19 protein-coding genes and 1 pseudogene are annotated in these 25,446 nt (G+C 41.4%); 2 read left to right on the top strand and 18 right to left on the bottom strand.

The genetic code is table 11. The features are described 5' to 3' along the window. Window positions 1-526 precede the first annotated feature (526 nt). The 4 genes from ACZ45G_RS15065 to ACZ45G_RS15050 form a co-directional block, all read right to left on the bottom strand. Complete coding sequence (locus tag ACZ45G_RS15065; protein WP_464179516.1) at window positions 527-1,846, bottom strand: reverse transcriptase domain-containing protein; 1,320 nt, start codon at window positions 1,844-1,846, stop codon at window positions 527-529. A 742-nt stretch (window positions 1,847-2,588) separates the two neighbouring features. Next, window positions 2,589-3,776, bottom strand: a complete 1,188-nt coding sequence (locus ACZ45G_RS15060) for a PqqD family peptide modification chaperone (RefSeq protein ID WP_464179514.1) — start codon at window positions 3,774-3,776, stop codon at window positions 2,589-2,591. Window positions 3,777-3,821: 45 nt separating this feature from the next. After that, a complete protein-coding gene (locus ACZ45G_RS15055) occupies window positions 3,822-4,022 on the bottom strand; it encodes a hypothetical protein (protein ID WP_464179512.1) in 201 nt (66 codons plus the stop codon). Between the two features lie 463 nt (window positions 4,023-4,485). Further along, window positions 4,486-4,689, bottom strand: coding sequence for a hypothetical protein (locus ACZ45G_RS15050; RefSeq protein WP_464179510.1), 204 nt, complete (start codon window positions 4,687-4,689; stop codon window positions 4,486-4,488). Window positions 4,690-5,215: 526 nt separating this feature from the next. Between ACZ45G_RS15050 and ACZ45G_RS15045 the strand changes: the two genes are divergently transcribed. Next, complete coding sequence (locus ACZ45G_RS15045) at window positions 5,216-6,421, top strand: lytic murein transglycosylase (RefSeq protein ID WP_464179508.1); 1,206 nt, start codon at window positions 5,216-5,218, stop codon at window positions 6,419-6,421. Window positions 6,422-7,018: 597 nt separating this feature from the next. Here the strand turns inward: ACZ45G_RS15045 and ACZ45G_RS15040 are convergent. The 12 genes and pseudogenes from ACZ45G_RS15040 to ACZ45G_RS14985 all read right to left on the bottom strand — a co-directional run bounded on the left by ACZ45G_RS15040 (window position 7,019) and on the right by ACZ45G_RS14985 (window position 19,658). Continuing rightward, window positions 7,019-8,149 carry a BamA/TamA family outer membrane protein gene (locus ACZ45G_RS15040; RefSeq protein WP_464179506.1) on the bottom strand — a complete coding sequence of 377 codons (1,131 nt, stop codon included), beginning with the start codon at window positions 8,147-8,149 and terminating at the stop codon, window positions 7,019-7,021. Between the two features lie 102 nt (window positions 8,150-8,251). Then, the gene (locus ACZ45G_RS15035; protein ID WP_464179504.1) at window positions 8,252-9,613 is read right to left on the bottom strand and encodes a DUF1254 domain-containing protein; all 1,362 of its coding nucleotides are present in this window, start codon (window positions 9,611-9,613) and stop codon (window positions 8,252-8,254) included. An 89-nt stretch (window positions 9,614-9,702) separates the two neighbouring features. Further along, a complete protein-coding gene (locus ACZ45G_RS15030) occupies window positions 9,703-10,161 on the bottom strand; it encodes a TspO/MBR family protein (protein WP_464179502.1) in 459 nt (152 codons plus the stop codon). A 249-nt stretch (window positions 10,162-10,410) separates the two neighbouring features. After that, a pseudogene (locus tag ACZ45G_RS15025) lies at window positions 10,411-10,535 on the bottom strand (transposase); the annotation flags it as partial. Next, window positions 10,534-10,734 carry a hypothetical protein gene (locus tag ACZ45G_RS15020; RefSeq protein ID WP_464179500.1) on the bottom strand — a complete coding sequence of 67 codons (201 nt, stop codon included), beginning with the start codon at window positions 10,732-10,734 and terminating at the stop codon, window positions 10,534-10,536. The gene ACZ45G_RS15020 and the pseudogene ACZ45G_RS15025, both read right to left, overlap by 2 nt. 1,288 nt (window positions 10,735-12,022) lie before the next feature. Continuing rightward, window positions 12,023-12,724: an aquaporin Z gene (gene aqpZ, locus ACZ45G_RS15015; protein ID WP_464179498.1), complete on the bottom strand. Its 702-nt coding sequence runs from the start codon at window positions 12,722-12,724 to the stop codon at window positions 12,023-12,025. A gap of 146 nt (window positions 12,725-12,870) precedes the next feature. Beyond that, entirely contained in the window at window positions 12,871-13,119 is a 249-nt protein-coding gene (locus tag ACZ45G_RS15010) for a GlsB/YeaQ/YmgE family stress response membrane protein (protein ID WP_464179496.1), read from the bottom strand. Window positions 13,120-13,291: 172 nt separating this feature from the next. Beyond that, the gene (locus ACZ45G_RS15005; protein WP_464179494.1) at window positions 13,292-14,137 is read right to left on the bottom strand and encodes a mechanosensitive ion channel family protein; all 846 of its coding nucleotides are present in this window, start codon (window positions 14,135-14,137) and stop codon (window positions 13,292-13,294) included. Window positions 14,138-15,056: 919 nt separating this feature from the next. Beyond that, entirely contained in the window at window positions 15,057-16,952 is a 1,896-nt protein-coding gene (locus ACZ45G_RS15000; protein ID WP_464179492.1) for a monovalent cation:proton antiporter-2 (CPA2) family protein, read from the bottom strand. Between the two features lie 11 nt (window positions 16,953-16,963). After that, window positions 16,964-17,578, bottom strand: a complete 615-nt coding sequence (gene kefF, locus ACZ45G_RS14995) for a glutathione-regulated potassium-efflux system oxidoreductase KefF (RefSeq protein WP_464179490.1) — start codon at window positions 17,576-17,578, stop codon at window positions 16,964-16,966. A 300-nt stretch (window positions 17,579-17,878) separates the two neighbouring features. Further along, window positions 17,879-18,448, bottom strand: a complete 570-nt coding sequence (locus ACZ45G_RS14990) for a poly-gamma-glutamate hydrolase family protein (protein WP_464179488.1) — start codon at window positions 18,446-18,448, stop codon at window positions 17,879-17,881. A 1,099-nt stretch (window positions 18,449-19,547) separates the two neighbouring features. Then, on the bottom strand, window positions 19,548-19,658 hold the full coding sequence (locus ACZ45G_RS14985; protein ID WP_464179486.1) for a penicillin acylase family protein: 111 nt from the start codon (window positions 19,656-19,658) through the stop codon (window positions 19,548-19,550). Between the two features lie 138 nt (window positions 19,659-19,796). Here ACZ45G_RS14985 and ACZ45G_RS14980 point away from each other — a divergent pair, with 138 nt between their 5' ends. Then, on the top strand, window positions 19,797-20,855 hold the full coding sequence (locus tag ACZ45G_RS14980) for an MBL fold metallo-hydrolase (protein WP_464179484.1): 1,059 nt from the start codon (window positions 19,797-19,799) through the stop codon (window positions 20,853-20,855). A 199-nt stretch (window positions 20,856-21,054) separates the two neighbouring features. Here ACZ45G_RS14980 and ACZ45G_RS14975 read toward each other — a convergent pair whose 3' ends face one another. Both ACZ45G_RS14975 and ACZ45G_RS14970 read right to left on the bottom strand, forming a co-directional pair. Next, entirely contained in the window at window positions 21,055-21,957 is a 903-nt protein-coding gene (locus ACZ45G_RS14975; protein WP_464179482.1) for a diguanylate cyclase, read from the bottom strand. Window positions 21,958-22,007: 50 nt separating this feature from the next. Beyond that, window positions 22,008-25,067 (bottom strand): response regulator, encoded by a 3,060-nt coding sequence (locus ACZ45G_RS14970; RefSeq protein ID WP_464179479.1) that lies wholly within the window; start codon window positions 25,065-25,067, stop codon window positions 22,008-22,010. Window positions 25,068-25,446: the final 379 nt, after the last annotated feature.

The following is a 25,446-nucleotide window of genomic DNA, read 5'->3' as shown; positions in this document are numbered from 1 at the left end:
TGATATTTTTTTGTTTTATAAAATTACTATCGCCAGCAAATCTGAAATTCAACGGAAGCGGAAAGGACAAGTGTAATATTAGCGTTGCTACAAGATTCAAGACTGTTCAAATTTTTAAAGTATATCAATAAAAATAGTTGTGGGCAAGGTGATCTTACATCCCCAATCCATATTTTTTTAAGATTTGCCACGATACAAGATGTTGTATCGGGAGATTTTTCAGTTTCAGATTTGAAATTATACTATATGGGAAAAATCAAAATCAATAGAGTCAAAATCCCATTCAACCAAATTGGAGATACACTTTCCAGCAACTCAAGCCATGAAAAATATTTTCAAAATCAACAACTATAAATTTGTTATATTACAAAATGGAATTTGAAAGAATTCCGTTTGATGCTATCTCAGGTCCATATAATTTAATTATTGAAATCTGCGGCTGTCGAGTAAACGTGCACTTCACAGTACACGCTCCTCACAGAAGCTCGCCTGCGGATTTCCCGCACGAGCCTCTTCAACTATTGGTTTACAGTACAGAGTATGACTTCATCTGACTATACGGTATTCGAAGCCTTGGTGTCTGTATTGGAAAGGTAGTTTTAATTATTTCAAACTTTTCCCAGGGTACATAGCCTTTCTGACTGCGGCTGGACAGCATTTTGTGCCAGTAGCTTATCACGAATCGATAGATCCGTTTCAGGGAGTCTATATTTCCTCCCATGCCATAGTACGCATAGTGGCCTCGAAGAATCTGATTAATTTCAGTGATCTGTTCCTTCAGTGAGTAGTGTCGGATTATTCGCATTGTCTCGGTCAGGGACGCTATGGAACGTCTGAGACGGCTCTTCTCGGTCTTCCTGCCGATCATAAAATTCCCTCTTTTGTTCCGTTTACAAAAATGGGTAAAGCCCAGAAAATAGACTGTCTGCAGTTTACGCTTGTATTTCTTTGCATCTCTTTGAGCAAACCGACCAAATTCTACCAATTTCGTCTTGGACGGTTGTATTTCAAGAGAAAACTTAGCCAGCCTTTTTACCAGTACCCTTTGGAACGTCAGGGCATCTTTTCGATGTTGGAAACACACGATAAAATCGTCCAGATATCTAACCAAATAGGCCTCTCCGTTGAGTCTTGGCTTGACAGCCTTCTCAAACCAAAGATCCAGCACATAATGCAAATAAATGTTACTTAAAATCACACTGATGGAACCACCCTGGGGCGTACCCCTGAGAGTTTCATTAATCCTGCCATCTTCAAGGACGCCTGCCTTAAGCCAACTGCTTATCCGCTTTAGTATCCTTGGGTCTCCAACTCGATGCTCGACAAACCGGAGCAGCCATCCATGGTCTAAACTCCCGAAAAAGTTCTTAAGATCCGCCTCCAGCACCCAACTGACCTTCTTGCCGCCAACAACCTCGCTAAAGGTACATAATGCATTGTGTGCACCTATTTTCGGTCTGCCGCCAAATGAGCATTTGAGAAAGTCCTTCTCATATATGCTGGACAATACCTTGTAAACGCTTCTTTGAAGCGCTCTGTCCTTAATTGTCGGTATACCGATTGGCCGCTTTTCCGGCTTCCCGGGCTTTGGGATATGCACCCGGCGTATCACAGGTGCTCTATAGCTACATCTGTGAACAGAGGTCAGCATATCCCCTATCCAGTGGTGGAAGGTTTCTTTCGCCTCGTTTACTGTTTGCTCGTCCGTTCCTTTTGCTGATGACTTTGGGATATGTCTTAGACTGTCCCATACCAGCTGTTCGGTAACATGGTGAGCAAGGGATGTAAACTTGAGATTTGCTTCCTTTCGAGATTTCTCTGCTATTCTCTTAAGTCCTGTTTGCATGATTGGCGATTCCTTTCTTTGAATAAAGGGCCGAAATCTTCCTTTGAATGAAGCTCATGTTTCCCTTAAAAGATTCAATAGTTGTCAGCCGCTTCCCCATGTACATGGCTTTCCCATGCTCAGAGTACTATCAGCTGATCCGACTCCCGCTGGCTCATCGAGTCATCCTAACTTTCAGGGCTTGTTTGACTCTACAGAATCCGTTCTGAAGTCAGCGGGTCTCCCGCGTTCACACAGAGTCCTTGGGTAACATGCTGCAGGTGAAAACCCCGGAAGTGCCATACCACCCTCACCAATTCGGATAGTCTGATTCCGCCTTCCCCATCGGACAATTGAGTCGGCCACTTCAAATATTATGCGATTTCGGGGCTACATGTCCTTTCACTTTGGTTACGGCCTGTTACCTCCCTGTCTACGCTTTACGGTGCTTGTTCCCGTTTATCTCGCCAATCAATTCCATTGAGATTCGACAGTCCGCCCACCGCACAAGACTCGGTTCCTGGTTGTTGGTTAAACTTTGCCAGTATGGCTTTTGCATTCCATATTACTCTGTGCGCCTCGCGGCGCACTGACCGCAACATTTTACTTGTTTGAATTAAGTAGGTGTCACCGTAATTTTCTCTTCATGACGTAAAAGAAGAATCTTCCAACCTAAGTCTCCACTTCAGCCTATCCTGCGAATTCTAATACCTGTCTATCTTTTTTTTTCAAATCTGCCGTCAATCTTTTGGGTAACGACAGGTCAGCAGATATGGCAAACCGCATTGACCGCCTCATCAAGCCGTGAATACCACAATTGATAGGCCGGTATCATGGTGATCCACTCCATGAGTTTTTGCACATCCTTTTTTCCAAATGTGTCAGGGAGGCAAAATCCGGCCTCAGCCAGCAGACAAATACTCTCTATCGGAGTAATAGAATCAAAACAGAACGAACTTCCCGGTCTGAACTCAGGATAGATGATACATTGGACATGGGCTGGCTTAAACCGGTCAAACCGAGACATCTGCCTTTCAGGAGGGAAAATATATTTGACCTGTTGGTCATCAGCCCGTTGGTGAGTCTGATAATCTTCAGGCCAATAACCGTGTCCCGCTATCACCTTCCATGACCCCTTTTTTAGACCCATGGGCGAAGAAATCGGCAGCGCCCTTCCTTGCTCCGGGAGCAAAAAAACCAAATCATCGGCACTGAACTGGAATCCGGATTGAATTAAAGCAGCAGTCAGGGTACTTTTCCCACTGCCTGATTTTCCAGGGATCAAAACAGATTGCCCATTCCGTTCAACAAAGGCAGAATGAACACCCACACATTTTTCTGAATTTTTATACACAGACAACAAAATTCCGGCATGGATCATGGGCACAATCTCATTCATATACATGCAACTGTCCGCTTGCACACCATCCTTGAACAAAACATATTGTTCCCGGATTTTCCCTGCCACAAGATCCATGCTCCGAAAAGCTGGACCACCAACTGGCAAATGACTTGAATAAGGAATAATCTGGTTCAATACATTCTTATCTGGTGTGGAAAATTTAAAAATGATGTTTCCAAGCTGAAACTGACACCTGAACCTGGTGGCCGGAACAGGAATATCTGCTAAAGTCAGCCGGTTTTCAGAAAACTGGTTTTTACCTGTGTTATCATTTACCCAACCCTTGGCATTTCCTATGTTGACGTCAAAAAAGCCCAGTTCCTGCCACTGGGAAATAATCTTTTCGATATCAGATAATACCTGTTTCACATCAGCTTTGGATGAACTGGCTAAAATATCTACGATTTCATTAACAGGAATATTCGACTGGAGTCCTTGCCATAGAACTTTCGCACTTGGATTTAGGGAAACAAGTTTTTTGTTTTTCTGGTTGAATAGAAGGAGAAGGTTTTCAAAATCAATGGGATGAATCCACTTGCCAGGTATCATGGCTTTCCCTTAAAAAGATAAATGATCCCTTACAGATGTCAGGAATCAATTTTTATTTTGTCCGTTTCCGCCTTTATATCCCTGGCCACCATTACCCTGGCCGGGATGATCCTGGTTCCCTTTTCCTGAATTCCACACCTGGGCACCCAGTGCGTCACGGGTGTGGGTAAGAACCACAAGTGCCGGGGGTACCCATACAGCCATTTTCCCTGCTGATTTAAGAAACTCTCGTCTATCCTTTTTCATTGACCTGTGCTCCAGTATGTTGTTCAACTTTGTATTTAGCATAAATATGGTTACTTTTTTTTACAATTCAATATAAATATCGGTAAATTATCCAAAATCTTTAGCAAACCTGATGTGTCAGGATAGTTTTCCATTGGCCGCAAAAATGTTCTAATAATATAAACATGGCGAAATGGAGGAGCAGTCACTGCCATAAAATAATGGTGACGCAGTCGCCGTGAAAAAGTTAGTGTGCTGATCTGGATACTGTGTAATTTTTAATGATATCCGACCAGAAACGCTTAAAATTTTTATCTGTAAATCATTAGCAATGTTTAGAATTTATGTAAATAGACATTCAAATATATGGGAAAAGACATAATCAAATGAATCAAAATCCCATTACGTTTTATTGTTGTTATCGTTGATTCTGAAAAAAAGTTAATAAATTATTTTGCTCAGATCCCGTAAAATGTTTCCAGATTCATAGTTTAATAAAATACGGCAATGCTATCAAAATAATACCGGAAAGGATTAGAATATATAGATTTGTAATAAAATATGGAAACGCCATTAACCCGATACCGCTAAGAAGCGGAATAATAGCGTTTTGCTTTTTTCCATAAACAAAAAAGCCTAACCCGATTGATCCAAATATCACTCCCCACATTAAAGTCGATGCATTCATTTTTAACTTCTTTTCAAGTAATTGTACGTCTCTGAACATCACAAAAAACAATTTGGTATCTGACCCGAAACGATTTAAAATTTTGACATAGAGATCATTATCAATGTAAAAAATTTATGTAAACAAATATTTGAATATATGCGAGAAAACGACAATAAATAAACTGGCAACGCAATTGGAGATTTGCATAAGCAGTGTTCAAAGCCTTTATATCAAAAAGAAATCCCCAAGTTAATCCCCTCGGGGATATTAAAAAAAATTTTTACCAACCGGATGCTTTATTAATTAAATTGTGCAACATTTCAGCGGTTGGATGAAGATATCTGGAGCTTATTGTTTTCTGTGTGTCTCCTAACAAACGGGCGACATGATCCAGATCCATCCTAAAATTATAACGCAAATTTGTTGCCACATAATGACGGAAGGTTTGTCCTTACGGGCGGGATCTGTCTTTATCAAAACCGAAATATTTTACAATCAAACAAATTTTTGCTATTCGATCAATATGGAACATGCAACTGGTACAATGAAAGATGCAACAGGGATAAAAGTCATCGTATTGATCCTTTTCTTTCTTTGTGTATACGTATCTTTGTCTGCGAAACCTTACTTAGACGGGATCATGATAAGTATCTCCGCAACTAATTGTAATCTGCGAAGTGCACCTGATACTTCTCAAAGGAATGTCATTACTGTATTATCTAAAGGCGACAAGGCAACAATTATTAGTACTAAATTGGCAGGTGACAGGCTTTGGTATTATATCAAAGCACCCAAACATCAAGGTTGGGTATCATCTTCAGTAGCGGCTTTAACTGAAAAATCGATTAACTTTAATTTATCGGATTTAATTTATAAAAAGGCGTTTATAAACTTAGAAGCAGAATACTCAGCAAAATATTATAACTTATATCAAAAAGTTAAAAAATATTACTCCGAAAAAGAATTCAATGATTTGTTTACAAATCAACAAGACATAAAGCCTGAGGGTAAATATTTTAAAAAACTCGCTTTCTCGGCATCTCCTTTGTCAATCAAAAAGCAAAATAAACATCATAAGGATTGGGTTCCCATTTTAGTCAACGAAGACTCAATTAAAAAAGGGAAGGTTTTTTATGAAGAACATAAACAATATTTTGAATATGCCGAAAAAGAAACCGGAGTAGAAGCAAGAGATATTATCGCAATATTAAATTGGGAATCACGTCTTGGCCAATACACAGGTGAATATGATGTGTTTAAAATATTCACCAATCAATATTTCCATATTGATGAGATTGAATTTGAGCTATATCAAAAAGGCTACTACCAAAAAGATGGTGCAATGGAAAGAGCAGTTGCTTTGAAACGTATCAAGAAGATAAAAAAAAGAGCGTTGAACAATCTATCTCAACTATTGATGCAAGCTAAAACCAAAGGGTTTGACCCAAAAACGGTAAAAGGTTCCTGGGCAGGAGCAATAGGTATCCCACAATTTATGCCTGCTTCAATGAAATTTGCTGGTGATGGTGACAGAGATGGTAATATAGATCTAAACACCATTCCTGATGCAATCTTCTCTGTTGCAAATTATCTCAAACGGCATAAATACAAAGAAAGAGGTAAGGAATATGCATTTAAACGTTACAACTCCAACGACATGTATATTCGCGGAGTCAAACTTTATTCAGAAGGCTTTGAAAATTATATGAAAACGAGAAGAATTAAATTTTCCAAAATACCATCCAACTAAATTGGACTCAACTACATAGCAACTCAAACCATAAAAAAATCTTCTGAAATCTGCAACTATAAATTTGTTATATTATAAAAACCACTTGGAAGAATCGCCAAAGATGATGCTCGTGGGATATATATTTGAATTGGAATTTCAAAACTGAAAATACATCGTATACCATATGTAGGGGGTGCCAATAATTGATTTGGACTGAGTCTTTAAAATACCAATTCACACTCCAGAAAACGTTCCTATTCTAAGCCAAATAGACAAAGCGCTCGCTTTTTTCTATCTAAAGAATACAACCATTTTCCTAATAATTTTTATATAAAAGATTTTTTAAACGAAGTAATTCCAAAGCCATTATAAATGGTCCAACGCCTTTGGCGTTTTAGTCAGAGTTTTTCATTTTTTGTTGTGCTCCTCGGGGGCATGGGAGTTATTATAAAGTTGAATTAACTGAGTGTCTACAATATCGGGGGAGGATCAGCTCCCTTTCCTCAAGAATCGTTCCCATTTTATGATCCCGAAATATTTTATCTGCACTTAAACTCATATTGATCATCATTTAAGACGGATTTATTGACCCGCGTTTATACCGATTAAAATGCATCAGAATGCTTCCCGGATACCAACGTAAATCCCTTTGTTGTCTCCATTGCCGACGGCGGCGTCGACGCGGAAATTGATCTTCTGATCGGTGTTGAGCATAAATCGGATGCCGACACCGCCACTGTAATAGATATCCTCGGTAATCAGTGCTTGCAGGTCGTCGTCCCATAATTTCGAGAGGCCACCGAAGGCCACCGCACCCCATCGCTCGGTAATCTGCCAACGGATTTCCGCCTGGCCAGCCAACAGGGTCCGGCCGGAAATTTCACCGGATTTGAATCCTCTCAGGTCGCTTTGCTGCCCGAGGCGGGATTTGTCCGTGTATGGGGTGTCCTCAGTACCGGTGCGGCCGTAAGCGCGCAGGGCCAGAATGTGTTTCTCGGTCAAACCGATGTAATGATTGACAGCGACATCGCCGACGGCATAATTCGCCTCGTTGCCCCAGGATGAAGGTTTGTAGAAACCTTTTACTTCGGCCAGGGTTCCCGAACAGGGATAATGGATGTTATCCCGGGAATCATACGAAACAACCGGTCCGATCCCGCCGGAAGTTGTGTTCGCAGCCCCGACCCGATCCAGATAATCGGCGTCTTGGGGGGTGTCCGGCCTATATTGGACGTCTGAGATTATTCCCTGAAGGCCGAGAAACCAATTGCCCTTTATTCGGTAGGTTGCCTGTATATAAGCGGCCAAAATGTCAGTAGAAAAATCGGCTTCACCGCCGAGTGGATCCCGGTATTCGTTTTTTATCCCCGCATGGAACAGGCCGGCTTTGCTTCTCAATTGATCCTGAAGCATGTGCAGGCTGTTCAAGAGCCCTACAAAATAGGAATCGGTATGGGTATAGGCCCCCACAAGCTGGGCACTGGACCGCGGCGTCCCCTCTTCATGGTGGCCGACATCGTAAAAAAACATCCCGGTGGCCCCAGCACCGGTGCCGATGGCCGGATTGGATACCACGATCGGCGCCACCACATAGTTCTTGCTTTGCTGCCGACCTTTCACCTCACCCGCGGCATCGGCTTCAAGCGGGGAACATAACAAAAAAACCAGCACCAGGATCCACAGTCCCAAGGTCATCAGGGCAGCAGTCGAATCCTCATTATTTTTTAAAAAACATATCACAATCATAGCCATCCTTTCAGCGATGTAATCTCCCAGTCCGCCATAGCAGCTCGCGGAAGATTGATTTATTTCATCCTTGTTTAAAAAAAGCGGCCCGTCGCAATCGGTTTAAAAACGAACGTTTCCCGAAAGGACCAGCATGCGGGCATCATCGAAATTGCTACCCACCTCTACCATGACATCAAAGCGGCGGTTCAGGCTCAGCCTGCAGCCGAGTTGATAGGTGAGTGGATCTGTCGGCTCCTGCTCCACTTCGACGGTCGTGGGGCCGAAAATCGGCAGGTCGGTTTTTATGGTCAGAGTCCGCTTAGCGTCGATGTAGCCGATCCCTCCCCACAGCTGTACTTGGCAGCGGTTGATCGTGCGGTGCCAGCCGAGACGGCTGCTGAGAAACCAGGCATCAAGGGTGCCCTCAAAGGTGTCAAGATCGGATCGTGAATAGTTGGCATCGGCCATAGCAAACCATATATCACCGCCCAAGACCGCCGTTGCACCTCCGCCGTAAAGGGGGCCGTCGACCTTCTGATCGGTCTCGATTGTCACTGGAACCGGAGAACCAAGCGAAGGACTTAGTTCGAATGTCGTTGACAAGGATGTGTCTGTTCGGGTCTCACCAAACATGGCGTATACATCCAGAAAAGGCAATACCCAGGCATCCAAACGCATCATGGATAGAATGGTTCGGTTGCTTACCTCGAAGTCGAAACGGTCGGAAATACTCTTTGGGGGGAGATTGCCTATCTTTAAGCTTACATCAGTGACGGTGATATCCCGTTCCATGAATATGGCGTTCACGCCAATCCCAAAAGGCCGTGGCAACTCGACACCTTGATCGGTGTACCATCCACGCTGGAGGAAATTTTTTGCCGCGGTCTCTTTTTTGGCGGTGGAAGGTTTGTCCTCTGCCTTTTGTGCCTGGGCCAGATCGACGGCATCTTCCGCATCAACAAGTGTCCGCGTTATAACAGCCATATAGCGACTTCCCATTTTTTTTTGCGTAAGTTCATACTCACCGGACTCATAAACTTTTAATTTGGCAAAATGGGCCTCGTTGACGGCCAGTATCGATTGGTAGCGCCCTTGGGTAACGGGCTTGATGATCGTTGCCGGTTCGGAGAGGTCGAGCATTCGTGACGAATATAGCGTATCACGGTTCATGTGCACCACATTCTGCTTGTCGATCGGCCAAAAGTCTCGCATGTGTGACCATTTTCCCAGGCAATCTAAACCGTCGACGGAAACTTTCATCATATGGCGAGTCTCTATGGTTGGGAACTGCTCCAGGTTGACCGGAGCCAGTCCAGAAGTTGCAGACGTTTGCTCCCGGGCCCACAGATACGCCGGAGCGATTGCAAGAATCAAAAGGAAAATACATATGCTTAGTTTAAATCTAAAGCTCATATTCATGACTACAGGGTTAACTTCAACGGAAGCATAATCAGGGCTGAATTCATTTTTCTGTTGAATCATACTTTACTCTCCTATAGTTCCGCTTCAATTTGCCCAAAGTTAACGATCATCTTATCTTTTGTTATAAATAGTTCATTTCCAAATTTAATTTAATTTTTTAATAAAATGTACCCGTTCAATGATGTGGCAATTATCATCCAAATGAAATATGGCAGTATTAGAGTGGATTTTAGTTTCAATTCAGGCCAATAAAAGAATAGGAAGAATCCAATAAGTGCAGTAAGAACAGTTATTAGAAGTAGTCCGGCAAAAACATTATGGTAATAGAAGAAAGTTGGATTCCATCCTACATTTAATATCCATTGAAGGGCATATAAGCGAATAAGAATATTTTTATCCTCAATAACTGGCCATAAATATGCCATGTAAACACCAAAGCAAATCATGATTGAAGTCCATGCGGTTCCAAAGACCCAACCAGGAGGGGTCCAAGGGGCTTTAACAATACCAACATACCAATCAGACGGCACGCCTTTGCTTGTAAATAATCCTCCTATTGCAAGTGCCGCAAAATTGAATGCCATGAATATGATAAGTCTAAAAATCATTTTTTTATTACTCCTAACGTTTGTCTATATTAAATTGTGTATATTTTTTTTTTCAAGTTCAATACCTTTTTATTAAAAGGGTTTTGAAATCAACACTTTGATATTCAATTTATAGTTAATAAATTCTAAACTTATGTTGAGAATGGGCCTTCAAAAAGTCACGTCGGAGAATTTGACTATTTGCTGGAGTGGGTTGCTGGAACCCTTTATTTTCAAAGGTATCCAGTTAGGCTTCAACCAAATCCTTTTTACTGCTTTGTATACTCGCTTGAGATCGGCCATGAATTCTTTCTGGTTTTTAAATCTACATACTTCAATGAATTCCGGATTTGGTGTACTAAACATAATTGCACCTCCGTATTGGGGACGATACTAAAACCGCCATGCCAGTCCAAGTGAGACAATTGCCGAGGTTGAATCGTAAAAGTTAATATTGGCATCCTGATATAGGGAGTCGATTTGTTTGGTATCATCGCTGACATCGGAGATGGATTTTGAATACCCAATGCCGACGGCTGGCTGGATATAACCGCTGAAACCCGTCTTGAACTTATCGATTGGCCCCTGCGCCATCAACTGGCCAGCCCCCCCCCATGAGCATGAAACTGATCAGGACTGCCAAAATCTGCACGCACTTTAACCGATTCCTTTGTTTTACATAATTTTTCATTTTTTTGATTCCTGGTTCACCCAGATTAGATCCTGTGTCGAAAACAAAAGTTCCTATGACATTCCCGTTCCGATCTTTGTGAGTATCTGTCGTATAAAAAACGTTGTACGGGACATAATAAACCCCCTGGTTCCGGAACTATAAAATCTCGAACACTAATTGTAAAAGGACTTAGTATTTTTGAGTTAATTAGACAAATAAAATAGGGTGTATTAAGTCCTTATATATAAGATGATATATAAATAGCATTTTTCTTCACTATTAGGAGTAGTAAGGTGAACAAAGTACCACAGGATAAAAAAAATCTCCCATATCCAAAACTCTGATAAAGTTACAACGCAGCTTGAAAGGATTATGAACAGTCCCGAGTTTCATGCGACAGCCATGCCAATCAGCGCAAGCTTCTTGATTTTATTATTTCAGAAACGAGCAACGGCAGGTCTAATGAACTTAAATGATACACAATAACGGTTGAGGTTTTCCATCGAGGGGTTGAGTTTGATCCCAATTCAAACCCGATTGTAAGTATTCAGGCTGGTAAACTTCGACAGGCTCTGGAAAAATATTATTTGGTGGCCTGCGACTCAAGTTCTGACGAACAATAAATAGACATTTCATACATCCTTGATAAGGATGTTGTTGTTTAGCCCCTGCCAGATATGTAAATACCCTTCGGGACTGGTCTATTTTTATTCGTACTTTTCATGACTTTTAATTAGAAAAAAATGAAAGGGACGGTATTCCCAATTGAACCGGTTTTAAATGTATGCGGTAATTTTTCAGAATATGATGAATATATAAAAAATACTCTGGAAGAATGTCCAGAAATGATGCCTGCGGTTCATATATTTGAATGGAAAGTTCTATTCTGGAAAAGCATAAGATACCAGATATAGTAGTTCCCAAATATTGTCAGAACTGAGCCCTATGAATACATATAGTCGCTGCAGTATCCCGGGTACTCATAAGTACTGGAAAACCAACTAAACTCGCTTTGAACAAAGGATTACAGCGACTGTATATAGACAAAAGACTCGCTTTTTACTATCTCAAAATTCATTACTTAAAACAAATATTTTCTATTCCAAATTGTTACGAATCGAATTGGTATTTCTGACAATTCTGGCTCCGGTTACAGTATCCGATAGGATAATGCTTGACTGCTTTCTGGCATCCGAGTGCATCTGTCTTCTAAATATTTTTTTCAACTTCAAGCCATCGGTAAACAATCCCGGCCAAAACAGCACCCACGATAGGAGCAAGCCAAAAAAGCCATAATTGAGATACTGCCCAGCCCCCTTGAAATATCGCAACACCAGTGCTTCTCGCTGGATTAACGGATGTATTCGTAACGGGTATGCTGATAAGGTGGATAAGAGTAAGGCCAAGTCCAATAGCGATAGGAGCAAACCCTTGTGGTGCACGTTTATCTGTTGCACCCAAAATAATCATTAGAAACATGAATGTCATAACTATTTCGGTTACCAGTGCGGCAGTCAGACTATACCCACCGGGAGAGTGTTCTCCATAGCCATTCGATGCAAATCCAGCAGCCACATCAAAACCTGCTTGTCCGGTAGCAATAACGTACAATATAGCAGCTCCAGCAAGACCACCCGCTACTTGTGCGATGATGTAGGGACCAAGTTCAGCGGTTGAGAACCTTCCTCCTGACCAAAGACCAATCGAAACAGCAGGATTAAGATGGCAACCAGATATATGGCCGATAGCAAATGCCATTGTTAATACGGTCAACCCAAAAGCCAGGGCAACTCCCAATAGGCCAATGCCTACATCTGGGAATGCAGCGGCAAGAACGGCGCTACCACACCCCCCAAGCACGAGCCAAAATGTACCAATAAATTCTACGCCTACTTTTTTTGTTAATGTCATTTCCTATTCATTTGTTTAAGTAATTGAAGCGCTCTTGTCCCAAAAAAACGGCTTTTAGGTAAAAGAATATTATAGGAATTAGCAGCCAACGGACAAGCGTTCGTATGATTTGATGGATTGCATATTATTTTAAATATACTGAAATTTTATTTCTTAATTACCCGATATAAAATAAGCAGAAGGATTGCACCGCCAATTGCAAGTATAAAACTAATCAGATTGAAACCCGAAACATCTCCAATACCCAAAAGAGAGCCAATGAACCCGCCCAAAAATGCACCGGCAATCCCTATACAAATTGTTATTATAATACCACCAGGATCCTTTCCCGGCATTATCCATTTTGCAAGTACACCTACAATTAAACCCATAATGATCCATGACAAAATACCCATTTTAAACTCCTTTTCTAAAATAATTGTGTTATTGATGTCAACTTTTTCAAAACCGTTTAAAAATAGAACACCTTCACCCTATTCCGGTAAAGGTGTTCTATTGATTTTACTCCTCCATCACGGAAGTGGTTTTTTCTTTGGCCAGTTTGAGCACAACTTTTAATGTTGTAATTTAGGCCTCTGTGCCGGATTTCTCCTGGAAAAGATGGACGTCCTGCTGGGGAAAGGGGATACTGATGCCTTCCTGATCAAAGGTGAGTTTTATCTTTTCCGTCAGATCAAAATAAACATCCCAATAGTCACTGGTTTTTACCCAGGGCCGGACCACAAAGTTCACGCTGGAGTCGGCCAGTTCAGATACTGCAATTTTCGGGGCCGGGGTTTCAAGTATCCGATTTTCTGTTTTGAGAATTTCACCCAGTACCTGCTTTGCCTTTAAAACATCATCCCCATACCCGATGCCGATGGTCAGGTCAACCCGGCGGGTATCATTGGCAGTGACATTGGTGATCACATCATTGGTGATATTGGCATTGGGAACGATGACCCGCTGGTTGTCCGGGGTATTCAAAGTGGTATTGAAAATGTCAATGCTCTTGATATTTCCTGTGACCCCGCCCACGGTGGCAAAATCCCCAACCCGGAAGGGCCGGAAGAGGATCAGCATGACCCCCGAGGAGAAATTGGACAAGGAGTCCTTCAGGGCAAGGCCAATGGCAAGGCCGGCCGCACCCACAATGGTTAAAAATGAGGTGGTATTGATCCCCAGCTGTCCGGCAACTGCAATTAATACCACAATCAGCAGGGTGTAATAAACAATGCTCTCCAGGAAACGGGTCAGGGTGGCATCCACCTTGTTTTTTTCCAATAGTTTGATAAACACATTGCTGACTTTTTTTGCCAGCCATTTCCCAATGATAAAAATCAGAACAGCTGCAATAATTTTCACGGAATAGGTGGTTGCCCAAAGCGTAAGGGTGTCAATAATTTTTTCAATGTTCAATGAAGAAAGATCCATTTTTGTCTCCTTATGGTTTTAAAAATTTATTGTATCTGTTTCTTCCTGAGTGAGCGGTCCTTTTTCCAGGGCGGTCAATGCGGTCTGCATCTGGTCCATATCCTTGGGACCGCACAGACAGATATTGACCCTGGGATCGGAGAGGGAAAGGCGACTCGCAACATAATGGTATAATTAACCAGGAATGTCAAATTCAACAAATCACCGAGCGCTTCTTCTACCAGTCCGGTTTTTTTAAATATTTCCAGAATACTACATCTGGTATAGACAGTTTCTTTATCCTCGGACTTAAAAATCAATTATATGGGAATGGGAAGAATTAAATTCATCAAGAGTCCATTACCTTATATTGTTGATACACTTTTCAGCAGTTCAAACCATGAAAAATATTTTCAAAATCAGCAACTATAAATTTGTTATATTAAAAAAAACACTCTGGAAGAATGTGTTTAATTAAGATTGTCAGGAAATAAAGTTGAATTTAACGCGCTGCTCAGGGGCCGGAAGGGGCTTTAGCCCTTGGAGGTCCCCTACAGCAGAATTGTTAGATATTTCGCGTTTTAGTGATAATTCGATAAAAACCGATTATCACTTTATTTGCTTATACATCGAAACCGAACTTCCACAAATAATACAGGATTCTTCTGGGACCTTGAAAACTGTTGAACCACATTTCTGACACACATGATAATCTTTCGCTTCTTTTAATTTATCGACAATCTTCCCAAAGAAAAACCCAAGGGCTGAATTCATCTTTTTAATCAACATTGGATAATTAGTATCGATCTCAGATAGTTCTACTTTAAGCGCCCACTTTAGGTTTGTTTTCGTATCGGCTATTTTTTTTGTTTAATTCTTAATATTGAGGAATTAAATAAAACTGGTGTTTACTTTTCTATGGTTTCTCCGGTGTTTTCTCCTATATTTTTCCTCCAAACTCCTTCATGACGTAACTAGTATCCCAAGCTGTATCGATATCTTCTTCTATTTTGCGAAGATCTGAGAGCATTAGTTGTTCCAAGTCTTCAATCCGCTGGCGGGATATACTGATGTAACTTTTTTTATCATGGCGTGCATGTCGTAGCATATGAGTTGCCTCTATGTCGTAATGTCTAAAGGTTTTGGTGACACGTTGCGCCTGATACGACCTGAAACCCAAGGTGGTAAGAGCATCAATTCCCAACTTTAGAGACGTTTCAAATGTTTCCCGATATACATGATGTACTCCCCCCTCATGGAGTTCGAAAATTTCAGTTCGTCCAGAGGATCGGGTGAAAATGATCAGATGCGGGTAGTACTTCCTTACCATGCGCACTATATCAAGCGTTTTTCCATGGTCGTTAAATGCAAGTATCAATATCCGGGCCTTTTCTGCACCAGCAGCATGGAGAAGATCCTGCCGGGAGACGTCACCGTAAAACACCTTTAGACCAAGCTTTCGCAGAAGTTCCACCCTGTCAGAGTCATGTTCAAGAACTGTTATTCCTACATTATTTGCCCTTAGAAGGCGTCCCACAATGCTTCCAAAATTCCCGAACCCGGCAATAATAACAGAATTTTCTTCGTCAATGCCGTCTGCTTCTTTCTCTTCCTGCTCATGAGTGCCGAAGCGGGGTTGGATAAGTTTGTCATTAAGAATTAAGACAAGAGGGGTAAGGGCCATTGAAATAGCAACCGCAGCAATAAGAGGACTTGCAACCGCATTGCTGATAACATGATTCTGTAAAGCAAAGGAAAAGAGGACAAAAGCAAATTCTCCACCTTGGGCAAGTGAGAATGCAAAAAGAATATTCTGGTCATGTTTTATTTTAAATATTTTCCCAACAATCAGGAGAATAATAAACTTAATGGCGATCAGGCCGACCACAAGCGTTCCTATGAGACCAGGTTTTGCGGTGATCAGGCCAAAATCAATTGATGCCCCCACGGCAATAAAGAACAATCCAAGAAGAAGTCCTTTGAAAGGCTCAATATCTCCCTCAAGTTCATGGCGGTATTCGCTGTTAGCCAGAACGACACCAGCAAGAAAGGTCCCCAGGGCTGGGCTTAAGCCTACCTTTGTCATAAGCAAGGATATGCCGATAACCAACAAGAGGGACGCGGCAGTAAAGAGCTCCCTTAATCTCGTTTTTGCGACATAACGAAAAAAAGGTCGTATCAGGAAAAGTCCGGCAATAATAATAAAGGAAATCACACCGACCACAATAAGAGCTTGCCCCCAACCTGAAAACCCTTCCACCCATGTTGTACTTCCTGCGTGGGACTCACCAGCTTCTTTTACTGCATCAACACCTTTGACAGCGAGTATAGGCATGATGGCAAGCATGGGAATAACCGCTATATCCTGGAATAAAAGCACAGAAAAAGCGCTCTGCCCGGCATCCGTTTTCATGAGTCTCTTCTCATTCAACGTCTGTAGGACAATTGCGGTGGATGAGAGTGCAAGGGTCATTCCGACAGCCAGAGATGCCTGCAGAGATAGCCCAAAAAACATACCCACTGATGTTAATGCAGCAATTGTAAGGCCAACTTGCAAGCCTCCCATCCCGAGAATTGGTCCGCGGAGCCGCCATAAAAGTGACGGACGAAGTTCAAGACCGATGAGAAATAGCATCATCACAACGCCAAATTCGGCAAAGTGCATGACATCTTGTCCTTCCTCTCCGATTAATTGAAATCCGAAAGGGCCAATGATAAAACCGGCGATGAGATAGCCAAGAACCGAACCGAGCCCGAGACGCTTTGCCACAGGTACAGATATGACCGCTGCGGAAAGATATACAAATGCCTGAAAAAAGAAGCCTTCGCCTTGCAATGAAATCCCCTTTAAGTAGTGATTATACTTTCTAAATCTGAATTAAGCCTTTGATGCGAGCGCGCCGCTTCAAGGTTCACCTTGCCATCACGCAGAGCTATTATCATTTTTTGGTAATCCTCTCCGTAGCTTGTTATCTCCTGTTGGGTGATATTACGGGTGCCGTGGACAACAAAAGGAGGGAAATAATTCATTCCACACACATGGGCGGACTGCCGTATTGGGGCAAGAAATTCCATGATGGTATTCCCATGACTACCATCATGCTGAAAAAGGGATTCTCTGCCTCCTGTTGTGATGACGTTAAACAATTTTTTTCCCTCCAAAGCCTTTCCTGTTTTACCGTAGGCCCACATATGCTGAAGCACGAGATCCATCCATTCTCTCACTATTGCTGGGACGCTGAACCAGAAGAGTGGGTGGTGGAAAACTATAATATCATTTTCCAGCAGCAAATTTTGTTCGTGTTTAACATTAATGTGGAAATCTGGATATGCTTCATAGAGATCATGGAATGTTACTCCATCGAGGCTTGTGACGTACGTAATGAGTTGCCTGTTCACCCTAGAATTTTGTAATGCTGGATGGGCAAAGAGAATAAGGATTTTGTTTTTAAAATTTTTCATGATGGGTGGTTATATTTAAATTTAAAATAATTGGTTGCCGAACAAGTTGATCAACGGATCCGGATATCTTGTAAATTTGAATGATATCCGACCAGATAAGTTATAAATTTGATTATGAAACTCCATCCATAACAATGTTTTTAATTCCTGTAAAGGTGTTTCGAAAAATCAACTTTGGTAAAAATATAATTTATTCAGGAAGGATCTGCCAATATGTATTCTACTATTTTTTTTCTGTTTAACATTACAAAATAACAGGGATATGAATTCTTGGGTTTAAAAAAATATATTACCATTCCATTAATTATGGCAAACAAACAATTTTAATACTTTCTGGATTGCTGTTGAGATGGAATTGAGTTTTTTAAGATCATCTCTTAGGCCCCTTGATATTTCCAACTGAACTCCTTTTTTTCGTTTTCCTTTATTACAAATATTATTAGGGTGTGTACCCAAAAACTTCTCATTTTTTAGAATTTTAATATTCAAGTTTTCAAGAGTATCTTGGATATCTGATGCAAGTTCTTTAAACCCCCCTCCTAAATAAATAATCTCTTCTTTGTCTTTGCAGGCATGTATGGTGATAATAACATCAGAAGAAAAGATTAAAGCTAAAGCTCTTGGTTCATCAAATCGATGACTTGTGATGTGAAGATCGTGGTTGTTTTTTTCTTTAATCCCCTCAAAACAATAATAATTGTATGTATCTCCTGAAATTAATTTTGCGATTAATGAGGTTCTGGGCTCAATTAATCCTCCGTGAGGGGCAATAATCGTAATATTCGACCCCATATCTTGAATCTGAATACTGTAATCCCGATTTAGAATTTCATTGGCAGCAAGTGTTTTGAAATTTGAATATTTATCCATATTACTAAAAGTATATTATTTTTGAAATGATGAACAACATTTTTATCAAAACTCAGGTTGCGTGTATTTTTGGTATCCATGACAATTTCGGCGGTTGGATACGCCACCTTTTGATAATAATGCTTAACCGGGTAATCAGAAATTATTTAATACCGTTCAGCTCGATGAGATAGAACCAATGTAATAATAAAAACGAATTTTGTTTTTTTCTATCGATATATTTCCGACCCTCAAGATGCTCTCCCTTTAAGCTCAAAATGAAATCATAATACCATGGAAATTTCTATTGTTGAAAAAAAAATTAAAGAGAGGGCTTACCCTGGCATAGGACACCATTACTGAAGATTGATTAACTTGGGTATTAAAATACATAAATTTATGTATTTTTTGTAACCTTTCCTATAAACAAACGGTTAGCAAAAACGCATGGTCTATCCCCAAAACAGTTGACAATAATGCTTCTACAAGGACTCTATCCTCTCAGGCATACATTTTGCATTTTCATTATCATGTCATCTTAATCCAAATAAAGGAAAGGCGGCTAAATGTGGAATACAACAAGAGTAAAAATATTGGAATGGAACTACTGATACAACAGTACAGTAATGAATTTGAGACCGATGAAAATATCAATCACTATTCATGGAAGGATTTCTTAAAAGCGAGAAGGAAATATCTCAAGTATATGCTTGAAGGTTCCATCAATAGAAGTGCCAGTCAATTATATTAAAATCATTAGCAGCTAAGGAAGACCAAAAAATCCGTTAAAGGTGATGCATGGAAAATGTTTGCCAAAAATGCAACGAGAAATCTTTAAATCTTTATAAAGGCATCTGTCATAAATGCTGGCGTACTATCAATAACAATTCAATTATTAAAGGTGAAGAGCTTACGATATACCGTTGCCCTACCTGTAACAAATTCCTCTTCAAGGGGAATGTATCAAGCCTGAAGATGATATGCCCAAATTGTAATGGATTTGTACGAGTACACTTTTCTTGTACCTGAATTCTATTGTATCAAATTGACCAATATGCCATTTCTTAAAATCCAAGTACCTTATGGGGTAATTGTATAACCAACTAACCCTGGAGCAAGGTTAAAAAGAGCTGCCCTGATACCCCATCAAGAGATACGCATCTGACTTGTTTCTTGCCTCGATATGGCAGACACCATTGCCGTCTCTCCAGATTTCGCCGTTATTGCTCATCTTCTCTGTCCATGAGGATGAGGGTCAACTCCTGGCTGTCATCCAATAAAAAACTAAAAAAAAAAGAAATGATTGCGGCTGCACAAAAACAGTTTTATACATAGGGCTTTTGGGGGGTTCTCTGGGTTCGGCTGCCCCATGGCAGATGACTTGATGGAACGACGCCACAGACGACCTGATAACAAGAGGTTAAAAATTTTTATGGAAAAGACCGGTATCGTAAAAGAAATATGTTCAGAATTGTTTTGCATTAAAGTACCCCTGCCTGACAGCCCGTTGAAATATTTGAATTCCTATGTGGTTCGGTCACCTGACCGAAGCCTGATCATTGATACCGGGTTTAATCACAAATTGTGTTTTGACACCCTGACATCCGGGTTGGAATTTCTGGGGATAGACCTTGCCCAGACCGATATTTTTGTCACCCATTTTCATGCAGACCATTTTAGTCTGGTCCCAAAATTAAAAACACCCACCACCCGTGTTTATTTTAATCGTCTGGAAACAGAACTTCTTGAAAACTGGCAGGGATTCGGGCCCATGCTCAAAAATGCGGACCAGCAGGGGTTCCCGAAAGGAAAGCTGAAAGCGGCATTGGAAGCACACCCGGGAAGCAGATTCGGTGTTGAGTGGGCACCTGAGGCAAAGATCCTGGCCGAGGGACATACATTGACCTATGGCGATTACACATTCACCTGCGTCGAAACACCGGGACACACATTGGGACATATCTGCCTGTATGAAAAAGCCAAAAAGATTCTGATTTCAGGGGACCACGTCCTCATCGATATCTCCCCCAATATTCAGTGCTGGAATGATCATGAAAACCCCCTGAAAAGTTATTTACATAGCCTTGAAAAGGTGGGTAAATTAGAGGTTGTGTCTGTATTACCCGGCCACCGGCGAGGGTTTACAGACCTTAAATCACGGGTTGATGAATTAACACGGCACCATGAAAAACGGCTGGATGAAATATGCAACATCCTGGATAACGCCCCGCAGTCCGCCTATGAAACAGCGGCCAGAATGACCTGGGATATCAAGGCCGCCTGCTGGGAAGATTTCCCCATCGCCCAACAGTGGTTTGCAACCGGAGAAGCATTGTCCCATCTAAGATATCTTGAGGAAAACGGAACCATCATCAGAAACCTGTCTGAAAAAAATATCCGGTTTGCTCTGGCTAAGGACCGCAAATGAAATAAGTTGAGCAGAAATAACGCAAATTTTGAACTTTCCTGTTTGTTGCAGCGATCAGCCTGAAATGCGGTTTAATCGCTGTGTTATACCCGGCTCAAGTCTCTGGATGTCATTTTCCGGAACCTCAAATTGCGAAAAAACCCCTGTATAGCTCCTTGCAGAAAGAATGGTTCTGCTCTTTATAAAGGTTATTAGTATCTCAACCGGAAATAACACAATTTCGGCCACTCGCTTTTGCTTTGTAAAGAGCGGCATCTGCCTCATTGATAACATCAACAGGTGAAACAGTTTGATCCCCTGAAACCGTTGTAACGCCCAAGCTGAGACTGACATGGTCTGCAACATCCGATGCAGCGTGCTCGATGTTCAATCCCATCACTGCAAGCCGAACTTTTTCGGCAATTCCAATCGCTTCGGTTCGGTCGGTTTCCGGAAGGATGATGACAAACTCTTCTCCTCCATATCGAGCGACAAAATCACCAGCCCTCTGCACACAACCTGCCAACGCCTTGGCTACTCGCCGAAGGCAAGAGTCCCCTTTTGCATGTCCGTAATGGTCATTGTATTTTTTGAAAAAATCAATATCCATCAATATCAAGGATAGCAATGAGTTGTTCCTTGCAACCCTGCGGAGTTCTTTTTCAAGGGTAACATCAAAATTGCGGCGGTTGGGAATGTCTGTAAGACCATCAATTGAAGCCATGCGCTCTATAAGGTCTGTTTTCAGTTTCAACTGGATATGAGTCCTGACCCGGGCTTTGACAATGATTGGTTTAAATGGTTTAGTGATATAGTCAACCGCACCTAATTCAAAACCCTTTGCCTCGTCATCAGAGGCATCAAGGGCTGTAATAAATATTAACGGGATGTGCCTACTCCTGCTATTTGCTTTTAATCTTCTGCACACCTCATATCCATTGATCTCCGGCATCATAATGTCCAGCAGAATCAGGTCCGGCGGATTGGGACCAAAGACTGCGCTTAAAGCCTGTTCACCAGTTTTAGATGCCATTATTTTATAATCATTCCGTAAAAGCTCGGTCAGTACTTTAATATTTTGCCGCTCATCATCTACAATCAGGATACGGCTAAGTTCATCCATCCTTTACTGCTCCTTTTTTTTCGGAGACAAACGGTTGCCTGTCCCATGACCTATGATAAAATATATGTTTTGATCGTTTCTTTGAGTTTTTTCAATGTTTCAAGAACTTCTTCAAAATTCAAGTTTGCGGCCTGATCCGAAAGCGTATTACCCAATGTTTCATGCCCGCTGCCATGAAGATGGAGTAACTGGCTTATCTCTTCAGCTTTCTCATCCACGTCAGGGTCCATCTCCTTTGCCAATAATTGAAGTTCTTCCATAAGGGATGCCAGCTTTTCCCTGTCACCTGGCTGAAATGATTTATGTTCTGTGCCAACAGGTAAAGGTGGCATGATTTTTTTCTGCAGATCCTCCACAATTTCCCGTAAATCCTTGGTCACTATTGCTATCAGAGGTTTAAAAAGACTGGATTGGTTTTCCTTTAAGGCGGTTTCCAAGTGCTGCCCACTGTCATACAATGCCAAGGCACCGATTCCTCCTGCAACACCTTTTAGGGTATGGGCTGTCCTGTGTGCCAGGATAATGTCATTTTGTTCTATAGCATCGATAATGACCTGATCGTCATTGCCATGATCTTTGACAAGATGTTTCAGAAGGGTGACATAAAGTTCACAATTTTCACCGGTTCTACGCAATCCAGCTTCAATATCGATACCGACCAGATCAGTTGGAAGACCTGGCTTTTGATCCAGGAGGTCTTCCGGTGTTAGTTCCTGGGGAGATTGGGAAATCACAGGCTCTCTTTCAAATGCCGAAATCCATTTTATAAGGGTTTCAAACAGGATCTCGGGTTTAATGGGTTTAGCCACATGATCGTCCATGCCTGCAGCAAGACAGCGTTCACGATCACCGGCCATGGCATTGGCAGTCATGGCAATGATGGACGGCTGAATAATTGATTTGTTGCTACGAATAGCTCTGGTGGCTTCAAAACCATCCATTTCAGGCATCTGAAGATCCATAAGTACGGCGTCAAACGCTGTTTTCCCTGCCAGATCAACTGCCTGTTTCCCATTTTCAGCAATGGTCACCCTTAACCCGGCTTGGGTCAGGAGATCCTGTGCAAGGACTTGATTAATGGTGTTGTCCTCAACAAGAAGCACCTGTGCTCCTTTGATGGCTTCCAGGGTATTAATTTTCCAGTGATCAGATGACGGGCTACATCCGAGGAGTCCTCCTTTGCCGTTCAGGGTTTTCATGATGTTATCCAGCAGGTCTGAAGGGGTTATAGGCTTTGTGAGAAAGCTATCAAGGCCTATCTCTTCAGCTTTATCGATCACCTCATCCCGACTCAGAGCGGTAACCATGATGATGGTGGGAATATTTGCAGTTCTGGAGGATTCTTTTATTCTCCGGGTGGCCTCCATACCGTTCATTCCAGGCATGATATAATCCATAAGCACCAGGCGATATGGATCGTCCTCCGGGTTTTTTCCAAGTGCTTCAAGGGCTGCTTCCCCAGAATCAACACAGGTCACCCTGAAGGAAAAGGAGCGGAGGGTTGCAGCAAGCATATGACGAACGCTGGCCACATCATCCACCACAAGAACTTTAAGTTTTTCCAGATCCATTGGAAACTCTGATTGAAGTTTCTCCTTATTCCTGAAATCCCGGCCCAGAACAATGGTGAAGTAAAAACTGCTTCCCTTGTCCGGCTCACTTTCGACCCAGATCCGGCCTTCCATCAACTGTACCAGATGTTTGGAGATCGCAAGACCCAATCCGGAACCTCCGAATTTACGGGTAGTGGAAGCATCGGCCTGGCTAAAGGATTGAAAGAGTTTTAATTGCTGATCATGGGTCATCCCGATCCCTGTATCTTTTACCGTCACTTCCAGCTCCACGGTCTCCTCTGTTGTTTGAACCGACCGGATCAGTACAACGATTTCACCGGATTCGGTGAACTTTAAAGCGTTTCCTGTAAGGTTGAGAAGTATCTGCCCAAGCCGCAAAGGATCGCCGATCAGGTGAACCGGCATATTGGGGTCAACATCAAACAGGATCTCAAGTCCTTTCTCCTGGGCTTTGATGGATACCAGATTACTTAAGTTGTTTAATACCTCATCCAACTTAAAGGGGATTGATTCAAGTTCCAGCTTGCCTGCTTCGATTTTTGAAAAATCCAGGATGGCGTTAATGATACTCAGCAGTAATTGGGCAGACGTGTTAACCATTTCGATGTAATTGTGTTGCTGGGGATTCAACTGAGTCCCGAGACAGAGGTGAGACATTCCAATGATGGCGTTCATGGGTGTGCGGATTTCATGGCTCATATTTGCAAGAAAGTTTGATTTTGCTTCATTGGCATCTTCAGCCTGCTTCTTGGCTTTTTTAAGTTCTTCTTCTGTATTCTTTCTTTTGCTTATATCTACAATAGAAGTAACTCTGATATCTTTCTCTTGATAATTAAAATTTCTTCCATAAACTTCACACCAAAATTTCGAACCATCTTTTTTAATTGCAAGTGCATCAAAGGGTTTTTCATATCCTGAAAGCATATTGCTTTTAAATAGCTCCCTGCTTTCCTGAGCAAATAAATCAGTTATAAGATTTCCAAGAACTACTTCATCAAAAGAATAACCAAACATTTTTTTTGCACTTTCATTTGCCTCAATACAGATACCCTTGTCTGTAAAAAAAATAGCTTCTCCAGTAACTTTTGAGAAAGCAGATAAACGCCTTTCACTATCTTTAATAGTTTCTTCGGCTAACTTACGTTCACTGATATCTATTATGCTCCATATGACGCCATAATGTCCTTCATCAAGTTCGATTTTTGAACCGAAGAATTCTGTCCAAACACCATCACAACCTTTTTTTTTGATAAAATACTCTAATTTTACTTCTTCACCATCCCTTGCCTTTAAGAAATATTGCCCAAAAGCTTCGCAGGATTCTTGACTAATATGACAAAAACAAGCATTTTGTCCGATAAGTTCTTCTTTGGTAAATCCAACAATGTCACAATATCTTTGATTTACCATGATAATATCTCTATTATGATCAACAAGAAATATACCAGCCGCATTATGTTCAAAAATAATTTCTAATCGTTTTTTGGCCCAGAGTAAGTCTTTTTGTACATCATCCCGATAATCCGAAAAAAACATTGCTTCCCCTTGTGATTTTTAATACTCGATGATCCAGTTTTCTTTATTTGACATGTGGGGTGAAAAAATGGTGAAATGCTTAGATTTCTTTTGCGTAAGTTGCTCACAAGGACGGGTATTAGCTGTCAGGAGTCAAATCAAACAAATTACCGGCTTCTTTCACCAATCCAGATTTTTTAATATTTGTTATGATACCACATCTTGTATAAACAAAAATTTCATCTGCAGATTCAAAAATCACTTATATAAGAACGAAAATAATCACGCAACAAAAAAAACGCAACATAATTGGAGATACAGTGGACTGGATGGAACTCAAGCATAACTTGTAGAACCTGAAAGACTCTTAATACTCAAGGATTCAAATGATATCATTTTC

The organism is Desulfoconvexum algidum (assembly GCF_055382125.1).
This window is presented reverse-complemented; position numbering and strand designations above follow the sequence as displayed.